This is a genomic window from Leclercia tamurae (genome assembly GCF_025566055.1).
GTDB lineage: Bacteria > Pseudomonadota > Gammaproteobacteria > Enterobacterales > Enterobacteriaceae > Enterobacter > Enterobacter tamurae.
In genome coordinates this window covers 1-17704 of the sequence record NZ_JAMHKS010000060.1, presented here as the reverse complement: position 1 = coordinate 17704, position 17704 = coordinate 1, and the positions used below count along the sequence as shown (strand labels likewise).

At 51.9% G+C, this 17704-nt stretch carries 15 protein-coding genes and 2 tRNA genes; 11 read left to right on the top strand and 6 right to left on the bottom strand.

The genetic code is table 11. The features are described 5' to 3' along the window. The first annotated feature begins 2 nt into the window (after positions 1 to 2). Complete coding sequence (locus M8318_RS01645; protein ID WP_261643886.1) at positions 3 to 446, top strand: Lrp/AsnC family transcriptional regulator; 444 nt, start codon at positions 3 to 5, stop codon at positions 444 to 446. A gap of 145 nt (positions 447 to 591) precedes the next feature. On the opposite strand, the gene M8318_RS01640 is transcribed toward M8318_RS01645, so the two are convergent. From M8318_RS01640 to M8318_RS01625, 4 genes are all read right to left on the bottom strand, one after another. Next, positions 592 to 676 (bottom strand) — tRNA-Tyr (locus M8318_RS01640). Positions 677 to 711: 35 nt separating this feature from the next. Then, positions 712 to 796, bottom strand: a tRNA-Tyr gene (locus tag M8318_RS01635). A 156-nt stretch (positions 797 to 952) separates the two neighbouring features. After that, positions 953 to 1795 carry a formyltetrahydrofolate deformylase gene (gene purU, locus M8318_RS01630; RefSeq protein WP_106993192.1) on the bottom strand — a complete coding sequence of 281 codons (843 nt, stop codon included), beginning with the start codon at positions 1793 to 1795 and terminating at the stop codon, positions 953 to 955. Between the two features lie 46 nt (positions 1796 to 1841). Then, positions 1842 to 2300: a YchJ family protein gene (locus M8318_RS01625; protein WP_262660763.1), complete on the bottom strand. Its 459-nt coding sequence runs from the start codon at positions 2298 to 2300 to the stop codon at positions 1842 to 1844. A 118-nt stretch (positions 2301 to 2418) separates the two neighbouring features. On the opposite strand from M8318_RS01625, the gene rssA reads away from it, so the two are divergent. The 3 genes from rssA to galU all read left to right on the top strand — a co-directional run bounded on the left by rssA (position 2419) and on the right by galU (position 5537). After that, positions 2419 to 3321, top strand: a complete 903-nt coding sequence (gene rssA, locus M8318_RS01620; protein ID WP_262660762.1) for a patatin-like phospholipase RssA — start codon at positions 2419 to 2421, stop codon at positions 3319 to 3321. A 92-nt stretch (positions 3322 to 3413) separates the two neighbouring features. After that, positions 3414 to 4427: a two-component system response regulator RssB gene (rssB, locus tag M8318_RS01615; RefSeq protein ID WP_262660761.1), complete on the top strand. Its 1014-nt coding sequence runs from the start codon at positions 3414 to 3416 to the stop codon at positions 4425 to 4427. Positions 4428 to 4628: 201 nt separating this feature from the next. Next, a complete protein-coding gene (galU, locus tag M8318_RS01610) occupies positions 4629 to 5537 on the top strand; it encodes a UTP--glucose-1-phosphate uridylyltransferase GalU (RefSeq protein ID WP_106993188.1) in 909 nt (302 codons plus the stop codon). A gap of 203 nt (positions 5538 to 5740) precedes the next feature. On the opposite strand, the gene hns is transcribed toward galU, so the two are convergent. Further along, positions 5741 to 6154: a histone-like nucleoid-structuring protein H-NS gene (hns, locus tag M8318_RS01605; protein WP_262660816.1), complete on the bottom strand. Its 414-nt coding sequence runs from the start codon at positions 6152 to 6154 to the stop codon at positions 5741 to 5743. A 549-nt stretch (positions 6155 to 6703) separates the two neighbouring features. Between hns and tdk the strand changes: the two genes are divergently transcribed. Next, positions 6704 to 7318 (top strand): thymidine kinase, encoded by a 615-nt coding sequence (gene tdk, locus M8318_RS01600; RefSeq protein WP_262660760.1) that lies wholly within the window; start codon positions 6704 to 6706, stop codon positions 7316 to 7318. A gap of 82 nt (positions 7319 to 7400) precedes the next feature. Here tdk and adhE read toward each other — a convergent pair whose 3' ends face one another. Next, entirely contained in the window at positions 7401 to 10082 is a 2682-nt protein-coding gene (gene adhE / locus M8318_RS01595) for a bifunctional acetaldehyde-CoA/alcohol dehydrogenase (RefSeq protein ID WP_262660759.1), read from the bottom strand. A 476-nt stretch (positions 10083 to 10558) separates the two neighbouring features. Between adhE and M8318_RS01590 the strand changes: the two genes are divergently transcribed. The 6 genes from M8318_RS01590 to oppF all read left to right on the top strand — a co-directional run bounded on the left by M8318_RS01590 (position 10559) and on the right by oppF (position 17566). Beyond that, positions 10559 to 11206 carry a YchE family NAAT transporter gene (locus tag M8318_RS01590; protein WP_262660758.1) on the top strand — a complete coding sequence of 216 codons (648 nt, stop codon included), beginning with the start codon at positions 10559 to 10561 and terminating at the stop codon, positions 11204 to 11206. Between the two features lie 773 nt (positions 11207 to 11979). Continuing rightward, positions 11980 to 13611 (top strand): oligopeptide ABC transporter substrate-binding protein OppA, encoded by a 1632-nt coding sequence (gene oppA, locus M8318_RS01585; RefSeq protein WP_262660757.1) that lies wholly within the window; start codon positions 11980 to 11982, stop codon positions 13609 to 13611. An 85-nt stretch (positions 13612 to 13696) separates the two neighbouring features. Next, positions 13697 to 14617: an oligopeptide ABC transporter permease OppB gene (gene oppB / locus M8318_RS01580; protein ID WP_106993181.1), complete on the top strand. Its 921-nt coding sequence runs from the start codon at positions 13697 to 13699 to the stop codon at positions 14615 to 14617. A 14-nt stretch (positions 14618 to 14631) separates the two neighbouring features. Then, on the top strand, positions 14632 to 15540 hold the full coding sequence (gene oppC / locus M8318_RS01575; RefSeq protein ID WP_166182704.1) for an oligopeptide ABC transporter permease OppC: 909 nt from the start codon (positions 14632 to 14634) through the stop codon (positions 15538 to 15540). An 11-nt stretch (positions 15541 to 15551) separates the two neighbouring features. Further along, positions 15552 to 16565: an ABC transporter ATP-binding protein gene (gene oppD, locus M8318_RS01570; RefSeq protein WP_225758606.1), complete on the top strand. Its 1014-nt coding sequence runs from the start codon at positions 15552 to 15554 to the stop codon at positions 16563 to 16565. Next, complete coding sequence (gene oppF, locus M8318_RS01565) at positions 16562 to 17566, top strand: murein tripeptide/oligopeptide ABC transporter ATP-binding protein OppF (protein WP_106993178.1); 1005 nt, start codon at positions 16562 to 16564, stop codon at positions 17564 to 17566. The genes oppD and oppF overlap by 4 nt, the downstream gene beginning before the upstream one ends. Positions 17567 to 17704: the final 138 nt, after the last annotated feature.

Below are 17704 nucleotides of genomic sequence, written 5' to 3'. Positions count from 1 at the left end.
CTATGGATTACCTTATCGATGAGATCGACCGCCAGATCCTGGCCTGTCTGGTGGAGGATGCGCGAATGTCGCTGAAGGTGCTGAGCGGCCGGGTAGGGCTCACGTCACCCAGCACGGCGGAGCGGTTAAAAAGGCTGGAAGAGCGGGGTGTGGTTCAGGGATATGGCGCCCGGGTGAATCTGGCGGCGTTAGGTTATACCCTGCAGGCGCTGGTACGCGTGCGCCCGCTGCCGGGGTTATTGCATAAGGTAGATAAATATATCCAGGCGATGCCGGAGTGCATTGAAAGCGACAAAGTGACCGGCGAGGACTGTTTTGTTATCAGGCTGGTGGTGCGCTCGATAGAGCAACTGGATACGCTACTGGATGGGCTGGCAGAACATGCGCAGTGCAATACATCGATTGTGAAGAGTTCACCGGTGACGCGTCGATTGCCACCGTTGTAGGGATTTTGCCGGGGGGCGGCTGCGCCTTACCCGGCCTACGATTTGGTTTTGTAGCCCCGGTAAGCGCAGCGCCACCGGGGAGAACAGGTGCGCGAGATCCGAAGAATAAGTATTTATTTTGAATTGTTTTTTTTCAGAGAAGTGATGGTGGTGGGGGAAGGATTCGAACCTTCGAAGTCGATGACGGCAGATTTACAGTCTGCTCCCTTTGGCCGCTCGGGAACCCCACCAGGGGTAATTCATATTTTGAGGTAAAGCTGAGAGATGGTGGTGGGGGAAGGATTCGAACCTTCGAAGTCGATGACGGCAGATTTACAGTCTGCTCCCTTTGGCCGCTCGGGAACCCCACCACGGGGTAATGCTTTTACTGGCCTGCTTCCTTGTGGGAAGCGGGGCGCATCATATCAAATGACGCGCCCCTGTAAAGACTTCCTTTGCTAAATTGAATCGTTTGCCTGATTTTTACGCATAAAGACGCAAAGCTAATCGATTCATTTTATAAAGGATTAAAGAATAATCGTTCTGTTACCGTAGACAAACACGCGCTGCGCCAGCACCTGATACAGCGCCCGGCTTAAGACATTTTTTTCGACGTCGCGTCCGGCACGCATCATATCTTCCGCCGTATAGGTGTGATCGACATGAATCACGTCCTGCATGATGATTGGACCTTCATCCAGATTATCATTCACGTAGTGCGCCGTTGCGCCGATAATCTTCACCCCGCGCTCGTACGCCTGGTGATAAGGACGCGCGCCGATAAATGCTGGCAGGAATGAGTGGTGAATATTGATGATCTTATTCGGGAACCGCGAAACGAAGGATGGCGTCAATACGCGCATGTATTTCGCCAGCACCACGTAATCCGGGTTGTGCGCTTCGATGGCCTGGGCCATTAAATTGTCATGCTCTTCGCGGGTATGGCCTTCATGGCTCACCAGCTCAAACGGAATATCAAAGCGCTCGACCAGGGTGCGCAGCGTCTCATGATTGCCAATGACTGCGGCGATCTCCACATCCAGGCCGCCGTAGTTAGCTTTCATCAGCAGATCGCCCAGGCAGTGCGCCTCTTTGGTGACCAGGATAACCACCCGGCGGCGACCGGCTGGGGTCAGCTCGCGCACGGAACCTTCAGGCAGCGCGCCGTCCAGATCCGCCAGCAGCGTCGCGTCGTTGAAAATCCCTTCCAGCTCGGTACGCATAAAGAAGCGGCCGGTACGGTGATCAACAAACTCGTTGTTCTGCACGATGTTCAGTTCATGCTTGTAGCAAATGTTGGTAATACGGGCGATCAGCCCTTTCTGGTCGGGACAAATGGTGCGCAGCACTTTGCGTTGTGTTGATTGCATTGCCGGAAAATCCTTTGCGTGTTTGCTGAAACCGTATCGTCAGGCCTTATTGCCCGCAACACTTTTTAAATTTTTTACCTGAACCACAGGGGCAGGGGTCATTACGACCGAACTGCGGACGCGTACCGTCAATATAGTACCACCGTCCGCCCTCCTTTAAGAAACGCGAGCGTTCGATGATGGCACCGGCTTTCCCGTGCTCGGTAAAGCGGGCAACAAAACTGACGAACCCCTCGTTCTCGTCTTTGCCTGACGCCGTTTCATACTGGGTCAGCCCGGACCATTGCGTATTCGCAAAACCGGATTCGATCTCCTGACGAAAATCAGCAGCATGACATGACGGATGCCAGGTCATAACCAGGTAGTCTGCGTCCCGCATCACAAAAGCGGTATAACGGGACCGCATAAGTGAGGCCGGGTCCGGTGCAACCTGTTCACCAGTAAGATATCGCTGGCAACATAGGCTATACTCGTGAGCGCTACCGCAGGGACAGAGTTGAGACACGATTCTCTTCCTGAAACAATAAATGAATAAATGGCGCATAACGCCAGGGTGGCACTATGTTAACCGAGCGGTTGCAATGACGCTATGCCAGGAATCCAGGGGACGTTAAACAGGGCTAATGAGAAAAGTTAAAATCGGACTGGCGTTGGGCTCGGGAGCAGCCCGGGGCTGGTCGCATATTGGTGTGATCAATGCCTTACAACGTTTAGGTATCGAAATAGATATCGTCGCAGGCTGTTCAATAGGTTCTCTGGTGGGGGCCGCCTATTCGTGTGGCAAACTTCCCGAGCTGGAAACCTGGGTACGTTCTTTTAGCTACTGGGACGTCCTGCGCCTGATGGATCTCTCCTGGCAACGTGGCGGGTTGTTACGCGGTGAGCGCGTCTTCAACCGTTTTCGCCAGGTGATGCCCCTGACCGAATTCTCCAGTTGCCAGATGCCTTTCGGTGCGGTCGCGACTAACCTCAGCACCGGCCGGGAAATCTGGTTCACCGAAGGCGATATCCATCTTGCCGTACGCGCCTCCTGCAGTATGCCGGGCCTGATGGCGCCGGTTCCGCACAACGGCTACTGGCTGGTAGACGGCGGCGTGGTCAATCCTGTGCCCATTTCTCTGACCCGCGCGATGGGGGCCGATATCGTGATTGCGGTCGATCTCCAGCATGATGCGCATCTGATGCAGCAGGATCTGATGCCGGTGAATACCCAACCGGATGACGGCGCACTTGACGATCTCGCCTGGCATGAAAAGCTGCGCGGACGTCTGAGTCGTGTGGCGACGCGTAAACGGGTCGCTGCGCCGACCGCTATGGAAATTATGACCACCTCGATTCAGGTGCTGGAAAATCGCCTGAAACGCAATCGAATGGCGGGTGACCCGCCGGATATATTGATCCAACCTTTTTGTCCACAAATTTCAACGCTCGATTTCCATCGTGCAGAGGCGGCCATAACCGCTGGCGCGCAGGCGGTCGAAAAGAAAATGGATGAATTATTACCTTTGGTGCGGGCTTCTGCCTGAGCACGCTTTTTTTGATTACTTCAGCAAAATCTGACAGGCGATAGTACCGATAGCATGCCACTATTGATCTATTGTCAGCGCCGGGAGAGACCATGACACAGCCATTAGCCGGGAAACAAATTCTGATAGTTGAAGACGAGCCTGTTTTCCGCTCACTACTGGATTCGTGGCTTTCATCACTGGGAGCAACAACAGCACTCGCAGGGGATGGTGTCGACGCCCTTGAAAAAATGGCGGGACTAAAGCCCGATCTGATGATTTGTGATATCGCCATGCCGCGGATGAACGGTCTGAAGCTGGTGGAGCATTTACGTAACGCAGGGGATCAGATCCCTATCCTCGTCATTTCTGCGACCGAGAATATGGCTGACATCGCTAAGGCGTTGCGTCTGGGCGTGCAGGATGTCCTGCTCAAGCCGGTGAAAGATCTTAATCGCCTGCGTGAAACCGTCCTCGCATGCCTGTATCCCAATATGTTTAATTCGCGAGTAGAAGAGGAAGAGCGACTTTTTCAGGACTGGGATGCGCTGGTTAATAACCCTACTGCGGCGGCAAAGCTTCTACAGGAACTACAGCCGCCAGTGCAACAGAACATCTCCGGATGCAAAGTAAATTACCGTCAGCTGATGGCCGCCGATCAACATGGTCTGGTGCTGGATATCGCCCCGTTATCCGATAACGATCTGGCGTTTTATTGTCTGGACGTTACCCGGGCGGGGGATAATGGCGTGCTGGCGGCGTTATTATTACGCGCCCTGTTCAATGGTTTACTTCAGGAACAACTTTCGCATCAGGGACAACGGTTGCCAGAGTTAGGGAGTTTACTTAAACAGGTAAACCAGCTGCTGCGTCAGGCAAGTTTGCCCGGGCAATTTCCGTTACTGGTTGGTTATTACCACAGCGGCCTGAAAAATTTGATTCTGGTCTCCGCCGGACTTAATGCCACGCTTAATACTGGCGAACATCATATTCAGGTCAGCAACGGTGTTCCGTTAGGAACGTTAGGCAACACCTATCTTAATCAAATAAGCCACCGCTGTACTTCATGGCAATGCCAAATTTTGGGTACGGGAGGACGGTTGCGCTTAATGTTGTCCACGGAATAATCAGTTGGAATTTAAACGGTAGATAGCTTTACCGTCGTTTCACCGGCAATGCTACTATCGGGACAAGTTTTCATTCGTATTTATCCTAATTAAGCGGTAGCGCGTCCTTTTCAGACCCGGACCTCATCCTCTGGCTGATATACTGAACGCGTTATTAATGCAGACTAAAGTTCAAAACATGAACAGTTCAGGAGAGTTTCAATGGCTGCCGTAAATTCGAAAGTGACAAAGGCCGTTATCCCGGTTGCCGGGTTGGGAACCAGGATGCTGCCCGCAACGAAGGCAATTCCAAAAGAGATGCTGCCACTCGTTGATAAGCCTTTAATCCAGTATGTGGTCAACGAATGTATTGCCGCCGGTATTACTGAAATTGTACTGGTAACGCATTCATCCAAAAACTCTATCGAAAACCATTTCGATACCAGTTTTGAACTCGAAGCCATGCTGGAAAAACGCGTTAAGCGTCAGCTTCTGCAGGAAGTGCAGTCTATTTGCCCGCCGCACGTGACTATTATGCAGGTCCGTCAGGGTCTGGCAAAAGGTCTGGGTCATGCGGTGCTGTGTGCTCATCCGGTTGTGGGTAACGAGCCGGTGGCGGTTATTTTACCGGACGTTATTCTCGACGAGTTTGAATCCGATCTGTCCCAGGATAACCTGGCAGAAATGATTAAACGTTTCGACGAAACGGGCAGCAGCCAGATCATGGTTGAACCGGTTGAAGACGTGACCGCTTATGGTGTTGTCGACTGCAAAGGCGTTGAAATGAACCCGGGCGACAGCGTGCCGATGGTGGGCGTGGTTGAGAAGCCAAAAGCCGACGTAGCGCCGTCTAATCTGGCTGTGGTAGGGCGTTATGTCCTGAGTGCAGAGATTTGGCCGCTGCTGGCGAAAACGCCTCCAGGCGCCGGGGATGAAATCCAGCTGACCGATGGCATCGACATGCTGATCGAGAAAGAGACCGTTGAAGCCTACCATATGAAAGGTAAGAGCCATGACTGCGGTAATAAACTCGGTTACATGCAGGCCTTCGTTGAATATGGTGTTCGCCACCAGACTCTGGGTGAAGAATTTAAAGGCTGGCTGAAAGAGACGCTGGGCATTAAAAACTAACCAGACGCTAATGCGTTTAGCAAAAAACCGGTGACAGCCTGGCTATCACCGGTTTTTTTATGCGTCTTTTCAACCTTGCCGATCGGGCGCATGGGAATAGCATCGCTAAGTATATATGACAGTATGTAACGGAATGTCACGCCGTATAAAATACAGGCATAAAAAATCCCGCATTAAGCGGGATTTTCTGATAACTCTCTGACTTATTCCTTAATCAGGAAGTCGTCCAGTTGTTTGCCTTCTTCGTCCATCGCTTTCTTGATAACAGCTGGAGTACGACCCTGGCCGGTCCAGGTTTTAGATTCGCCGTTCTCATCGATGTAGCTATATTTAGCTGGACGCGCAGCGCGTTTAGCTTTGGTGCCTGTTTTAGCAGCAGCCATGCTGTTCAGCAATTCGTTTGGATCAATACCATCAGCGATCAGCATTTCACGATATTGCTGCAGTTTACGCGTACGCTCTTCGATTTCAGCAGCCGCGGCGTTTTCTTCTTCACGACGCTCATTAACGACGACTTCTAATTTCTCCAGCATTTCTTCAAGCGTTTCCAGAGTACATTCTCTCGCCTGGGCACGAAGAGTACGGATGTTGTTCAGAATTTTAAGTGCTTCGCTCATTGTAGTAATCTCAAACTTATAATGTGGGGGGTTTGTTGAAGTAATAATAGAGGCATAAATTGATATATGCAATAGGTCAGAATGTAAGGAATTCAAAAAATGCCTAATATTTGGCATTATTATTAATAACGCTAACTTAAATTTCTGCAGCCAAAAGAGGGGGGTGTTATCAAAAGATGCGTTGTAAACCTGACGGGGAACGCATGTTTTGAGGGTAATTTTGTTCATAATTATTGTTACTGCGGATAAATATCAACCTTTCGTATTAGTGCTGAAAACAGGGTTGCCCGATGAAGCTGTTAATTATTCCGCCTTCATTTCTGACCCTGTAATGACATTGAAATAACAGGTTTTTCCAGAACTTACCGTTTTTAAAACCGTACTGTAATTCATGTTTTTACAGGCCTTTATCACCGTCTGGTGTATATCCCTTCACCGGATAAAATGTTCCGGACCGCCTGCAAAGCGCGCTACAGCACGGAAGACCAGACAAAATATGGTACAATCACGCATCGGGAATAATACACATTGATTAGGGTTTAAGGGCCAATGGCACAACTGTATTTCTACTATTCAGCAATGAACGCAGGTAAGTCGACCGCATTACTGCAATCCTCCTACAATTACCAGGAGCGCGGGATGCAGACCCTGGTTTACACCGCAGAGATCGACGATCGTTTTGGTAGCGGAAAGGTTAGCTCGCGAATTGGTCTTTCGTCACCGGCAAAGCTATATAACCCGCAAACCAATCTGCTGGAAGAGATCCGCGCCGAGGTTGCCAGTCAGGCAGTGCATTGTGTGCTGGTGGATGAGAGCCAGTTTTTAACCCGCCAGCAGGTGCATGAGTTATCCGAGGTGGTCGACGAGCTGGATATTCCGGTGCTCTGTTATGGCCTGCGTACTGATTTCCGCGGTGAACTGTTTATTGGCAGCCAGTATTTACTGGCCTGGTCAGATAAACTGGTTGAATTGAAAACCATCTGTTTCTGCGGCCGTAAAGCGAGTATGGTGCTGCGCCTGGATCAGGCAGGCAAACCCTATGCGGAAGGCGAGCAGGTGGTGATTGGCGGCAATGAGCGCTACGTCTCCGTATGCCGTAAGCATTATAAAGAGGCGCTGGTAGTAGGCTCTCTGACGGCCATTCAGGAAGCCTGTCGTCGTTAACGACACTATTTCTTCTCTCTGTTCTCTCTGTATAACAGACATAAAAAAACCCGCCGGAGCGGGTTTTTTATTAAGCAGTTAATTAAGCGCTTTTCTTCGCTTTCTTATCAGCTTTCACCGGCACTTCTACAACCGGTGCTGCGAGTGCAGATACGCCTTCGGAGTATTCACGACCGTAGTAGGTATCCAGCAGGATCTGTTTCAGCTCTGCGATCAGCGGGTAGCGCGGGTTCGCACCAGTACACTGGTCATCAAAGGCATCTTCAGACAGCTTGTCTACGTGCGCCAGGAAGTCAGCTTCCTGAACACCAGCTTCGCGAATAGACTTCGGAATACCCAGTTCAGCTTTAATGCTGTCCAGCCATGCCAGCAGTTTCTCAATCTTCGCGGCAGTGCGATCGCCAGGTGCGCTCAGGCCCAGGTGGTCAGCAATTTCTGCGTAGCGACGACGCGCCTGTGGACGGTCGTACTGGCTGAAAGCAGTCTGTTTGGTTGGGTTATCGTTCGCGTTGTAGCGGATAACGTTGCCAATCAGCAGGGCGTTTGCCAGGCCGTGTGGAATGTGGAACTGGGAGCCCAGTTTGTGCGCCATGGAGTGACACACACCCAGGAAGGCGTTAGCAAACGCGATACCGGCGATGGTGGCAGCACTGTGAACACGCTCACGAGCAACCGGGTTCTTAGAACCTTCGTTGTAAGAGGCTGGCAGGTTCTCTTTCAGCAGTTTCAGCGCCTGCAGAGCCTGACCGTCAGAGAACTCAGATGCCAGCACGGAAACGTAAGCTTCCAGGGCGTGAGTCACCGCATCCAGACCACCGAACGCACAGAGTGATTTCGGCATATCCATCACCAGGTTGGCATCAACCACTGCCATGTCCGGAGTCAGGGCATAGTCTGCCAGCGGATATTTCTGGCCGGTAGCGTCGTCGGTTACAACGGCAAACGGCGTCACTTCTGAACCAGTACCGGAGGTGGTGGTGATCGCAACCATTTTTGCTTTCACACCCATTTTCGGGAACTTGTAGATACGTTTACGGATATCCATAAAGCGCAGCGCCAGTTCTTCGAAGTGCGTTTCCGGATGCTCGTACATTACCCACATGATTTTGGCTGCATCCATTGGGGAGCCGCCGCCCAGGGCGATAATCACGTCTGGTTTGAAGGAGTTTGCCAGCTCTGCGCCTTTACGAACAACGGACAGGGTTGGGTCAGCTTCAACTTCGAAGAACACGTCCACTTCTACACCAGCTGCTTTCAGCACAGAGGTGATCTGGTCTGCATAGCCATTGTTGAAGAGGAAACGGTCAGTCACGATGAGCGCACGTTTGTGGCCATCAGTAATCACTTCATCCAGCGCGATTGGCAGGGAGCCACGGCGGAAGTAGATAGATTTCGGAAGTTTATGCCACAACATGTTTTCAGCTCGCTTAGCAACGGTTTTCTTGTTGATCAGGTGCTTAGGACCAACGTTCTCAGAGATGGAGTTACCACCCCATGAACCACAACCCAGAGTCAGGGAAGGCGCGAGCTTAAAGTTATACAGGTCACCGATACCACCCTGAGAAGCAGGGGTGTTAATCAGGATACGTGCAGTTTTCATCATCTGACCGAAGTGCGCTACACGCTCCGGCTGGTTGTCCTGGTCGGTGTACAGGCATGAGGTATGACCGATACCGCCCATGGCAACCAGTTTCTCTGCTTTGATGACCGCGTCGTCGAAATCTTTCGCACGGTACATGGCCAGCGTCGGAGAGAGTTTCTCGTGAGCAAACGGCTCGCTTTCATCAACGTCGGTCACTTCACCAATCAGGATCTTGGTGGAAGCCGGAACGGTGAAGCCTGCCAGTTCAGCGATTTTATACGCTGGTTGACCTACGATTGCTGCGTTCAGTGCGCCATTTTTCAGGATGATGTCCTGAACAGCTTTCAGCTCCTGACCCTGCAGCATGTAGCCGCCATGGCTGGCGAAACGTTCACGAACGGCATCGTATACAGAATCAACAACAACGACAGACTGCTCGGAAGCACAGATAACGCCGTTATCGAAGGTCTTAGACATCAGTACTGATGCAACAGCACGTTTGATATCGGCAGTTTCGTCGATAACAACCGGGGTGTTACCTGCACCTACGCCGATAGCCGGTTTACCGGAGCTATAAGCGGCTTTAACCATGCCTGGACCACCGGTCGCAAGGATCAGGTTAATGTCAGGGTGGTGCATCAGGGCGTTAGAGAGCTCCACAGAAGGCTGATCGATCCAGCCGATCAGGTCTTTCGGTGCACCTGCAGCGATCGCCGCTTGCAGAACGATATCGGCCGCTTTGTTGGTCGCATCTTTAGCACGTGGATGTGGAGAGAAAATGATTGCGTTACGCGTCTTCAGGCTGATGAGCGATTTGAAGATAGCAGTAGACGTTGGGTTGGTAGTAGGAACGATACCGCAGATGATGCCGATAGGCTCTGCAATGGTGATGGTACCGAAGGTGTCATCTTCAGACAGGACGCCGCAAGTCTTCTCGTCTTTATAGGCGTTGTAGATATACTCAGAAGCAAAGTGGTTTTTGATCACTTTATCTTCAATGATACCCATACCAGATTCGGCAACGGCCAGTTTAGCGAGAGGGATTCGAGCATCTGCAGCAGCCAGAGCGGCGGCACGGAAGATTTTATCAACCTGCTCTTGAGTGAAATTGGCATATTCACGCTGGGCTTTTTTTACGCGCTCTACAAGTGCGTTAAGCTCTGCGACATTAGTAACAGCCATAATGCTCTCCTGATAATGTTAAACTCTTTTAGTAAATCAGCTGCTCGACACGAAATCAGTATAGTCAGCGCCATTGCCACTTGCTTAACTTACATAAAAACAAGGTGTTAACGTTTTTATCGTTCCCCTGATTTACTAAAAGAGCCTCCCATCAGTAGCCTACGTTCAGATACTGAATCTCCGTGGTGGCGTAATCAAGATTACTCACTTCTGAGTACGGAAAACATGATCTGTATCAATTTATCCATAAGCTGATACCTTTCAGCAGGGGTATTTTGGGGCATTGCCAACGATGTTAAATAATTGCAAAAGCAATTGAACCACAGGTATGCATTTAGTACACAAATATTTTACAGCGTCAAACCACTATAATTCACAATATTGTGATGAAGTACATGCGTAAAAAGCGTATCTTCTGCGCGGTTATTGGCGTTGCCATTCTTTATTTTCAGTCTTGCTTATCAGCGGAGCTAACAGTGAGCCTATCGCTCTTTGATTTTCCAACTTATTTCAAGTTTTTTATCGGTCTGTTCGCGCTGGTCAACCCGGTGGGCATTATTCCCGTCTTTATTAGTATGACCAGCTATCAGACCGCGCTTGCCAGGAATAAGACCAACCTGACGGCGAACATGTCGGTCGCTATCATCCTGCTGACCTCTCTCTATCTTGGCGACTCTATATTGCAGATTTTTGGCATCTCTATTGATTCATTCCGGATTGCTGGCGGGATCCTGGTGGTGACCATCGCGATGTCGATGATTAGCGGCAAGCTGGGCGAGGATAAACAAAACAAGCAAGAAAAGTCAGAGACCGCCATCCGGGAAAGTATCGGCGTGGTGCCGCTGGCGCTGCCATTAATGGCGGGTCCTGGGGCGATCAGTTCCACCATCGTCTGGGGAACGCGCTACCACAACCTGATGCATCTGATTGGCTTCTCGATCGCCATTGCGCTGTTTGCATTCTGCTGTTGGGGTGTATTTCGCATTGCGCCGTGGCTGGTGCGACTCCTTGGCCAGACCGGCATTAACGTTATCACCCGTATTATGGGTCTGCTGCTGATGGCACTGGGGATTGAATTTATTGTTACCGGGCTGAAATCAATATTCCCGGGCTTATTAAGTTGACGATTTCAAATGAAAGAGCGGCGCCAGTGGCGCCGTTTTTTTGTCATTATCAGCAAATCATATAATGAAAGTTGAAAATCGCTTTAACTATAATAAATTTTACTAATAATTTTGTTTTGTTAACTATCAACCACTTGTCTCCCACCCCGACACCGCACTGGTCACATTCCGCGCAATAAGACTGTTATTTTACTCACACGATACTCTGGGGCTTGCTGCGGGATAACTGAGATGATATTAGTAATTTGATGAATGAATTAGATGAATGTGCTAAATAATAGACAGTTGTTAATTTTTTGTACAAACAACGCCTCGTCTCCAGTACCGCGATGCCACCGTCGAGCACACTTTCTACATCCCATTGAAAAGCGAAGATTTTACCCGCTTTTGATGCGCGGCAGGGTAGCCCACAACATAACGGTAAGTTCCGTAAAAGAGAATTGGTTAACAAATTTGCAAAATGTATTGGCACCCGGGAATGCCATTTGGTACTTTCCGGCCTTATATTTTCCGCAGAAATCTTTTAGATGAGAATCTTTTTCATTAACGGTTCTGATCTAAAAGAATTAAGACGGGCCTCGACAGGGGAGGCCTGTTAAGAATCGACGCAAGGCGGCCAGACGAGCCGTTAGTAATAGTAAAGTCGGTGATAGCGAGAAGTAAAAAACGCCTGACAGCAGCATAAACTCCTACGTTGTCAGGGAACCCCAAAAAAGGGGAATTAAACAGGCTGGTAAAAAACCAGTAATTATAAAGAGTGGAGTACCAACACAATGTCCATCATCACAAAAAAAAGTCTGGTCGCGGCGGGGATTTTAACTGCGCTAATCGCGGGCAACGTTGCAATGGCTGCTGACGTACCTGCTGGGGTTCAGCTGGCGGAGAAGCAAACGCTGGTGCGTAACAACGGTGCTGAGGTTCAGTCTCTGGATCCGCACAAAATTGAAGGTGTGCCGGAGTCTAACGTTAACCGCGACCTGTTCGAAGGTCTGCTGGTCACCGACGTAGACGGTCACCCGGCTGCCGGCGTTGCTGAAAAATGGGAAAACAAAGACTTTAAAGTCTGGACTTTCCACCTGCGTAAAGACGCAAAATGGTCCGATGGTTCCCCGGTTACCGCACAAGATTTCGTTTATAGCTGGCAGCGCCTGGCGGATCCCAATACCGCCTCTCCGTATGCGAGCTATCTGCAGTATGGCCATATCGCCAATATCGATGACATCATCACCGGCAAAAAACCGATTACCGACCTCGGCGTAAAAGCGATTGATGACAACACCTTCGAAGTGACCCTGAGCGAGCCAGTCCCGTATTTCTACAAACTGCTGGTGCACCCGTCCGTTTCCCCTGTTCCAAAAGCAGCGGTTGAAAAATTCGGCGAGAAGTGGACCCAGCCTGCCAATATCGTGACCAACGGCGCCTACAAGCTGAAAGCCTGGGTGGTTAACGAACGTATCGACCTCGAGCGTAATACCAACTACTGGGATAACGCGAAAACCGTTATTAATCAGGTTACCTACCTGCCAATCGCTTCTGAAGTGACTGACGTTAACCGCTACCGCAGCGGCGAAATCGACATGACCTACAACAACATGCCGATCGAACTGTTCCAGAAGCTGAAAAAAGAGATCCCGGCTGAAGTTCACGTTGACCCGTATCTGTGTACCTATTACTACGAAATCAACAACCAGAAAGCGCCATTCACCGACGTTCGCGTGCGTACCGCGCTGAAGCTGGCACTGGATCGCGATATCATCGTCAATAAAGTGAAAAACCAGGGCGACCTGCCGGCTTACAGCTACACCCCGCCGTATACCGATGGCGCGAAGCTGACCGAGCCAGAATGGTTCAAAATGACCCAGGAACAGCGTAATGCTGAAGCGAAGAAACTGCTGGCCGAAGCCGGGTATACCGCTGACAAGCCGCTGACCTTCAGCCTGCTGTACAACACCTCCGATCTGCATAAAAAACTGGCTATCGCCGTCTCCTCCATCTGGAAGAAAAACCTGGGTGCGAACGTGAAGCTGGAAAACCAGGAGTGGAAAACCTTCCTGGACAGCCGTCATCAGGGCACCTTTGATGTAGCGCGTGCAGGCTGGTGTGCGGACTATAACGAACCGACCTCCTTCCTGAACACCATGCTGAGCGACAGCTCGAACAACACCGCGCACTATAAGAGCGCAGAGTTCGATAAGCTGATCGGCGATACCCTGAAAGTCACTGACGAAGCGCAGCGCGCTGAGCTGTATTCGAAAGCAGAACAGCAGCTTGATAAAGACTCTGCGATCGTGCCGGTTTACTACTACGTGAACGCCCGTCTGGTGAAACCGTGGGTAGGTGGTTATACCGGTAAAGACCCGATGGATAATATCTACGTTAAAAACTTGTATATTATCAAGCATTAATGGCAATGAGTGGGGCGGGCGATGCTCGCTCCACGGTGTCTACTCATCGTAATATTATATAGGCACACGCCAGAAGGTACGGGCAATGTTGAAATTTATCCTACGTCGCTGTCTTGAAGCGATCCCAACGCTATTTATTCTCATAACGATCTCCTTCTTTATGATGCGTCTCGCACCGGGTAGTCCATTTACCGGTGAACGTACGCTGCCGCCAGAAGTGATGGCGAATATCGAAGCGAAATACCATTTAAACGATCCGATCTCCACTCAGTATTTCAATTATCTGAAGCAGCTGGCGCACGGCGATTTTGGGCCGTCATTCAAATATAAAGACTATTCCGTAAACGATCTGGTGGCCTCCAGCTTCCCCGTTTCGGCTAAATTAGGCGCCGCGGCATTTTTACTGGCCGTTATTCTTGGCGTTACGGCGGGCGTAATCGCCGCGCTGAATCAAAATACCAAATGGGACTACGCCGTTATGGGGGTGGCAATGACCGGGGTCGTCATACCGAGTTTTGTCGTCGCACCCTTACTGGTCATGATATTTGCTATCACCCTGAAGTGGTTGCCCGGCGGCGGCTGGAATGGCGGGGCGCTGCAGTACATGATCCTGCCGATGGTGGCGCTGTCACTGGCCTATATTGCCAGCATTGCGCGTATCACCCGTGGTTCGATGATTGAAATTCTGCACTCAAACTTCATTCGTACCGCGCGCGCCAAAGGGCTGCCGATGCGCCGGATTATTTTCCGTCACGCATTGAAACCTGCGTTATTGCCGGTTCTCTCTTATTTAGGCCCGGCGTTCGTCGGTATCATTACCGGTTCAATGGTTATCGAAACCATTTATGGTCTGCCGGGTATCGGCCAGCTGTTTGTTAACGGCGCCCTGAACCGCGACTACTCCCTGGTATTGAGTCTGACCATCCTCGTCGGTGCGCTGACCATTTTCTTTAACGCGATTGTTGATGTGCTGTATGCCGTTATCGATCCGAAAATCCGCTACTGACACTGGAGCTCGCCATGATGTTAAGTAAGAAAAATAGCGAGGCGCTGGAAAACTTCAGTGAAAAACTGGAAGTCGAAGGACGCAGTCTCTGGCAGGATGCCCGCCGCCGCTTTATGCACAACCGCGCGGCGGTTGCCAGCCTGATTGTGCTGGTGATTATCGCCCTGTTTGTAACCTTAGCGCCGATGCTGTCGCAGTTCAGCTACTTCGATACTGACTGGGGCATGATGTCCAGCGCCCCGGATAGCGAATCGGGCCACTACTTTGGTACCGACTCCTCCGGGCGTGACCTGCTGGTGCGTGTCGCCATCGGCGGGCGAATCTCGTTGATGGTGGGGATCGCCGCCGCCTTCGTGGCGGTGATTCTGGGCACCCTGTACGGATCGCTCTCCGGCTATCTCGGCGGTAAAGTGGATTCGGTAATGATGCGTATCCTTGAGATCCTCAACTCCTTCCCGTTCATGTTCTTCGTGATCCTGCTGGTGACCTTCTTCGGTCAGAATATCCTGCTGATCTTTGTCGCTATCGGCATGGTCTCCTGGCTGGATATGGCGCGTATCGTGCGCGGCCAGACCCTGAGCCTGAAGCGCAAAGAGTTCATCGAAGCGGCACAGGTCGGTGGGGTCTCTACCGGCAATATCGTGGTCCGTCATATCGTGCCGAATGTGCTGGGTGTGGTGGTGGTGTACGCCTCCCTGCTGGTGCCGAGCATGATCCTGTTCGAATCCTTCCTTAGCTTCCTCGGCCTGGGTACCCAGGAGCCGTTGAGCAGCTGGGGTGCGCTGTTGAGTGATGGCGCGAACTCGATGGAAGTTTCACCGTGGCTGCTGCTGTTCCCGGCAGGTTTCCTGGTCGTGACACTGTTTTGTTTCAACTTTATCGGCGATGGCCTGCGTGATGCCCTCGACCCGAAAGACCGTTAAGGAGCGCCGCCATGACCATTATTGAAACGGCATCTGCGCCGCAAACCCAACAGCTGGGCAATGCCCTGCTGGATGTGAAAGATCTGCGCGTCACCTTTAAAACGCCGGATGGCGATGTGACCGCGGTAAACGATCTCAACTTCAGCCTGCGGGCCGGTGAGACGCTGGGGATCGTGGGTGAATCCGGTTCCGGTAAATCCCAGACAGCCTTTGCGCTGATGGGGCTGCTGGCGCAAAACGGCGTCATCGGAGGGTCTGCGACCTTTAACGGCAGAGAGATCCTCAATCTGCCGGAAAACGAGCTGAACAAGCTGCGCGCCGAGCAGATCTCGATGATTTTCCAGGATCCGATGACCTCCCTCAACCCGTACATGCGTGTGGGTGAGCAGCTGATGGAAGTTCTGATGCTGCACAAAGGGCTGGGCAAAGCCGAAGCTTTTGAAGAGTCGGTCAAAATGCTGGATGCGGTGAAAATGCCGGAAGCGCGTAAGCGCATGCGCATGTTCCCGCATGAGTTTTCCGGCGGGATGCGCCAGCGTGTGATGATCGCCATGGCCCTGCTGTGCCGACCAAAACTGCTGATTGCCGATGAACCCACTACCGCGCTGGACGTGACCGTTCAGGCGCAGATCATGACCCTGCTGAACGAGCTGAAGCGTGAGTTCAACACCGCCATCATCATGATCACCCACGATCTGGGCGTGGTCGCCGGGATCTGTGACAAGGTGCTGGTGATGTATGCCGGTCGTACTATGGAGTACGGTCGAGCGCGCGACGTGTTCTACAACCCGGCGCACCCGTACTCTATCGGCCTGCTGAATGCTGTACCGCGTCTGGATGCGGAAGGCGAGGCGCTGCTGACCATCCCGGGCAACCCGCCGAACCTGCTGCGTCTGCCGAAAGGCTGTCCGTTCCAGCCGCGTTGTCCACACGCGATGGAGATCTGCAACACCGCGCCACCGCTGGAAGAGTTTGCCCCAGGCCGTCTGCGTGCCTGCTTTAAGCCGTACGAGGAGCTGGTATGACTGTCATCGACGAAAAACGTAATGTCCTGCTCGAAATCGCGGATCTGAAAGTCCACTTTGACATTAAAGATGGCAAGCAGTGGTTCTGGCAGCCGGCAAAAACCCTGAAAGCCGTGGACGGCGTCACCCTGCGTCTGTACGAAGGGGAGACCCTGGGCGTGGTGGGTGAGTCGGGCTGCGGTAAATCGACCTTTGCCCGCGCGATTATCGGCCTGGTGAAAGCCACCGACGGTAAAGTGGCCTGGCTGGGCAAAGATCTGCTGGGGATGAAGCCTGACGAATGGCGCGCCGTGCGCAGCGACATTCAGATGATTTTCCAGGATCCGCTGGCCTCTCTGAACCCGCGTATGACCATCGGGGAGATCATTGCCGAGCCGCTGCGCACCTATCATCCTAAGATGCCGCGGACTGAGGTGCGCGATCGCGTCAAAGCGATGATGATGAAAGTGGGCCTGCTGCCGAACCTCATCAACCGTTACCCGCACGAGTTCTCAGGCGGCCAGTGTCAACGTATCGGGATTGCCCGCGCGCTGATCCTTGAGCCGAAACTGATTATCTGTGACGAACCGGTCTCCGCGCTGGACGTGTCGATTCAGGCGCAGGTGGTGAACCTGCTGCAAAAACTGCAGCGTGAGATGGGCCTGTCGCTGATCTTTATCGCCCACGATCTGGCAGTCGTGAAGCATATCTCCGATCGCGTGCTGGTGATGTATCTCGGCCATGCGGTAGAGCTGGGCACCTATGATGAGGTGTACCACAATCCGCTGCACCCTTACACCAAAGCCCTGATGTCTGCGGTGCCAGTGCCCGATCCGGATCTGGAGAAGAATAAACAGATTCAGCTGCTGGAAGGGGAACTGCCGTCGCCGATCAATCCGCCGTCAGGCTGCGTGTTCCGTACCCGCTGCCCGATTGCCGGGCCGGAGTGCGCGAAAACGCGTCCGGTGCTGGAAGGCAGTTTCCGCCATGCGGTCTCCTGCCTGAAGGTCGACCCGCTCTGAGTGGATAACAGTGACTAGTCCTGATATAGGTTGACAGTTTTCTGCCTGTAAAACGCCTGATGAACCTCATCGGGCGTTTTGTATTTCAGGGCAAGATGCGGCCGCTCATGGTTATAGATTGCCACAGATTCTTTTACC

Bases quoted from the DNA above. Each gene is read 5' to 3' on its own strand.
- M8318_RS01645 (WP_261643886.1), top strand. From the start codon at position 3: ATGGATTACCTTATCGATGAGATCGACCGCCAGATCCTGGCCTGTCTG.
- purU (WP_106993192.1), bottom strand. From the start codon at position 1,795: ATGCAATCAACACAACGCAAAGTGCTGCGCACCATTTGTCCCGACCAG.
- rssA (WP_262660762.1), top strand. From the start codon at position 2,419: ATGAGAAAAGTTAAAATCGGACTGGCGTTGGGCTCGGGAGCAGCCCGG.
- rssB (WP_262660761.1), top strand. From the start codon at position 3,414: ATGACACAGCCATTAGCCGGGAAACAAATTCTGATAGTTGAAGACGAG.
- galU (WP_106993188.1), top strand. From the start codon at position 4,629: ATGGCTGCCGTAAATTCGAAAGTGACAAAGGCCGTTATCCCGGTTGCC.
- hns (WP_262660816.1), bottom strand. From the start codon at position 6,154: ATGAGCGAAGCACTTAAAATTCTGAACAACATCCGTACTCTTCGTGCC.
- tdk (WP_262660760.1), top strand. From the start codon at position 6,704: ATGGCACAACTGTATTTCTACTATTCAGCAATGAACGCAGGTAAGTCG.
- adhE (WP_262660759.1), bottom strand. From the start codon at position 10,082: ATGGCTGTTACTAATGTCGCAGAGCTTAACGCACTTGTAGAGCGCGTA.
- oppA (WP_262660757.1), top strand. From the start codon at position 11,980: ATGTCCATCATCACAAAAAAAAGTCTGGTCGCGGCGGGGATTTTAACT.
- oppB (WP_106993181.1), top strand. From the start codon at position 13,697: ATGTTGAAATTTATCCTACGTCGCTGTCTTGAAGCGATCCCAACGCTA.
- oppC (WP_166182704.1), top strand. From the start codon at position 14,632: ATGATGTTAAGTAAGAAAAATAGCGAGGCGCTGGAAAACTTCAGTGAA.
- oppD (WP_225758606.1), top strand. From the start codon at position 15,552: ATGACCATTATTGAAACGGCATCTGCGCCGCAAACCCAACAGCTGGGC.
- oppF (WP_106993178.1), top strand. From the start codon at position 16,562: ATGACTGTCATCGACGAAAAACGTAATGTCCTGCTCGAAATCGCGGAT.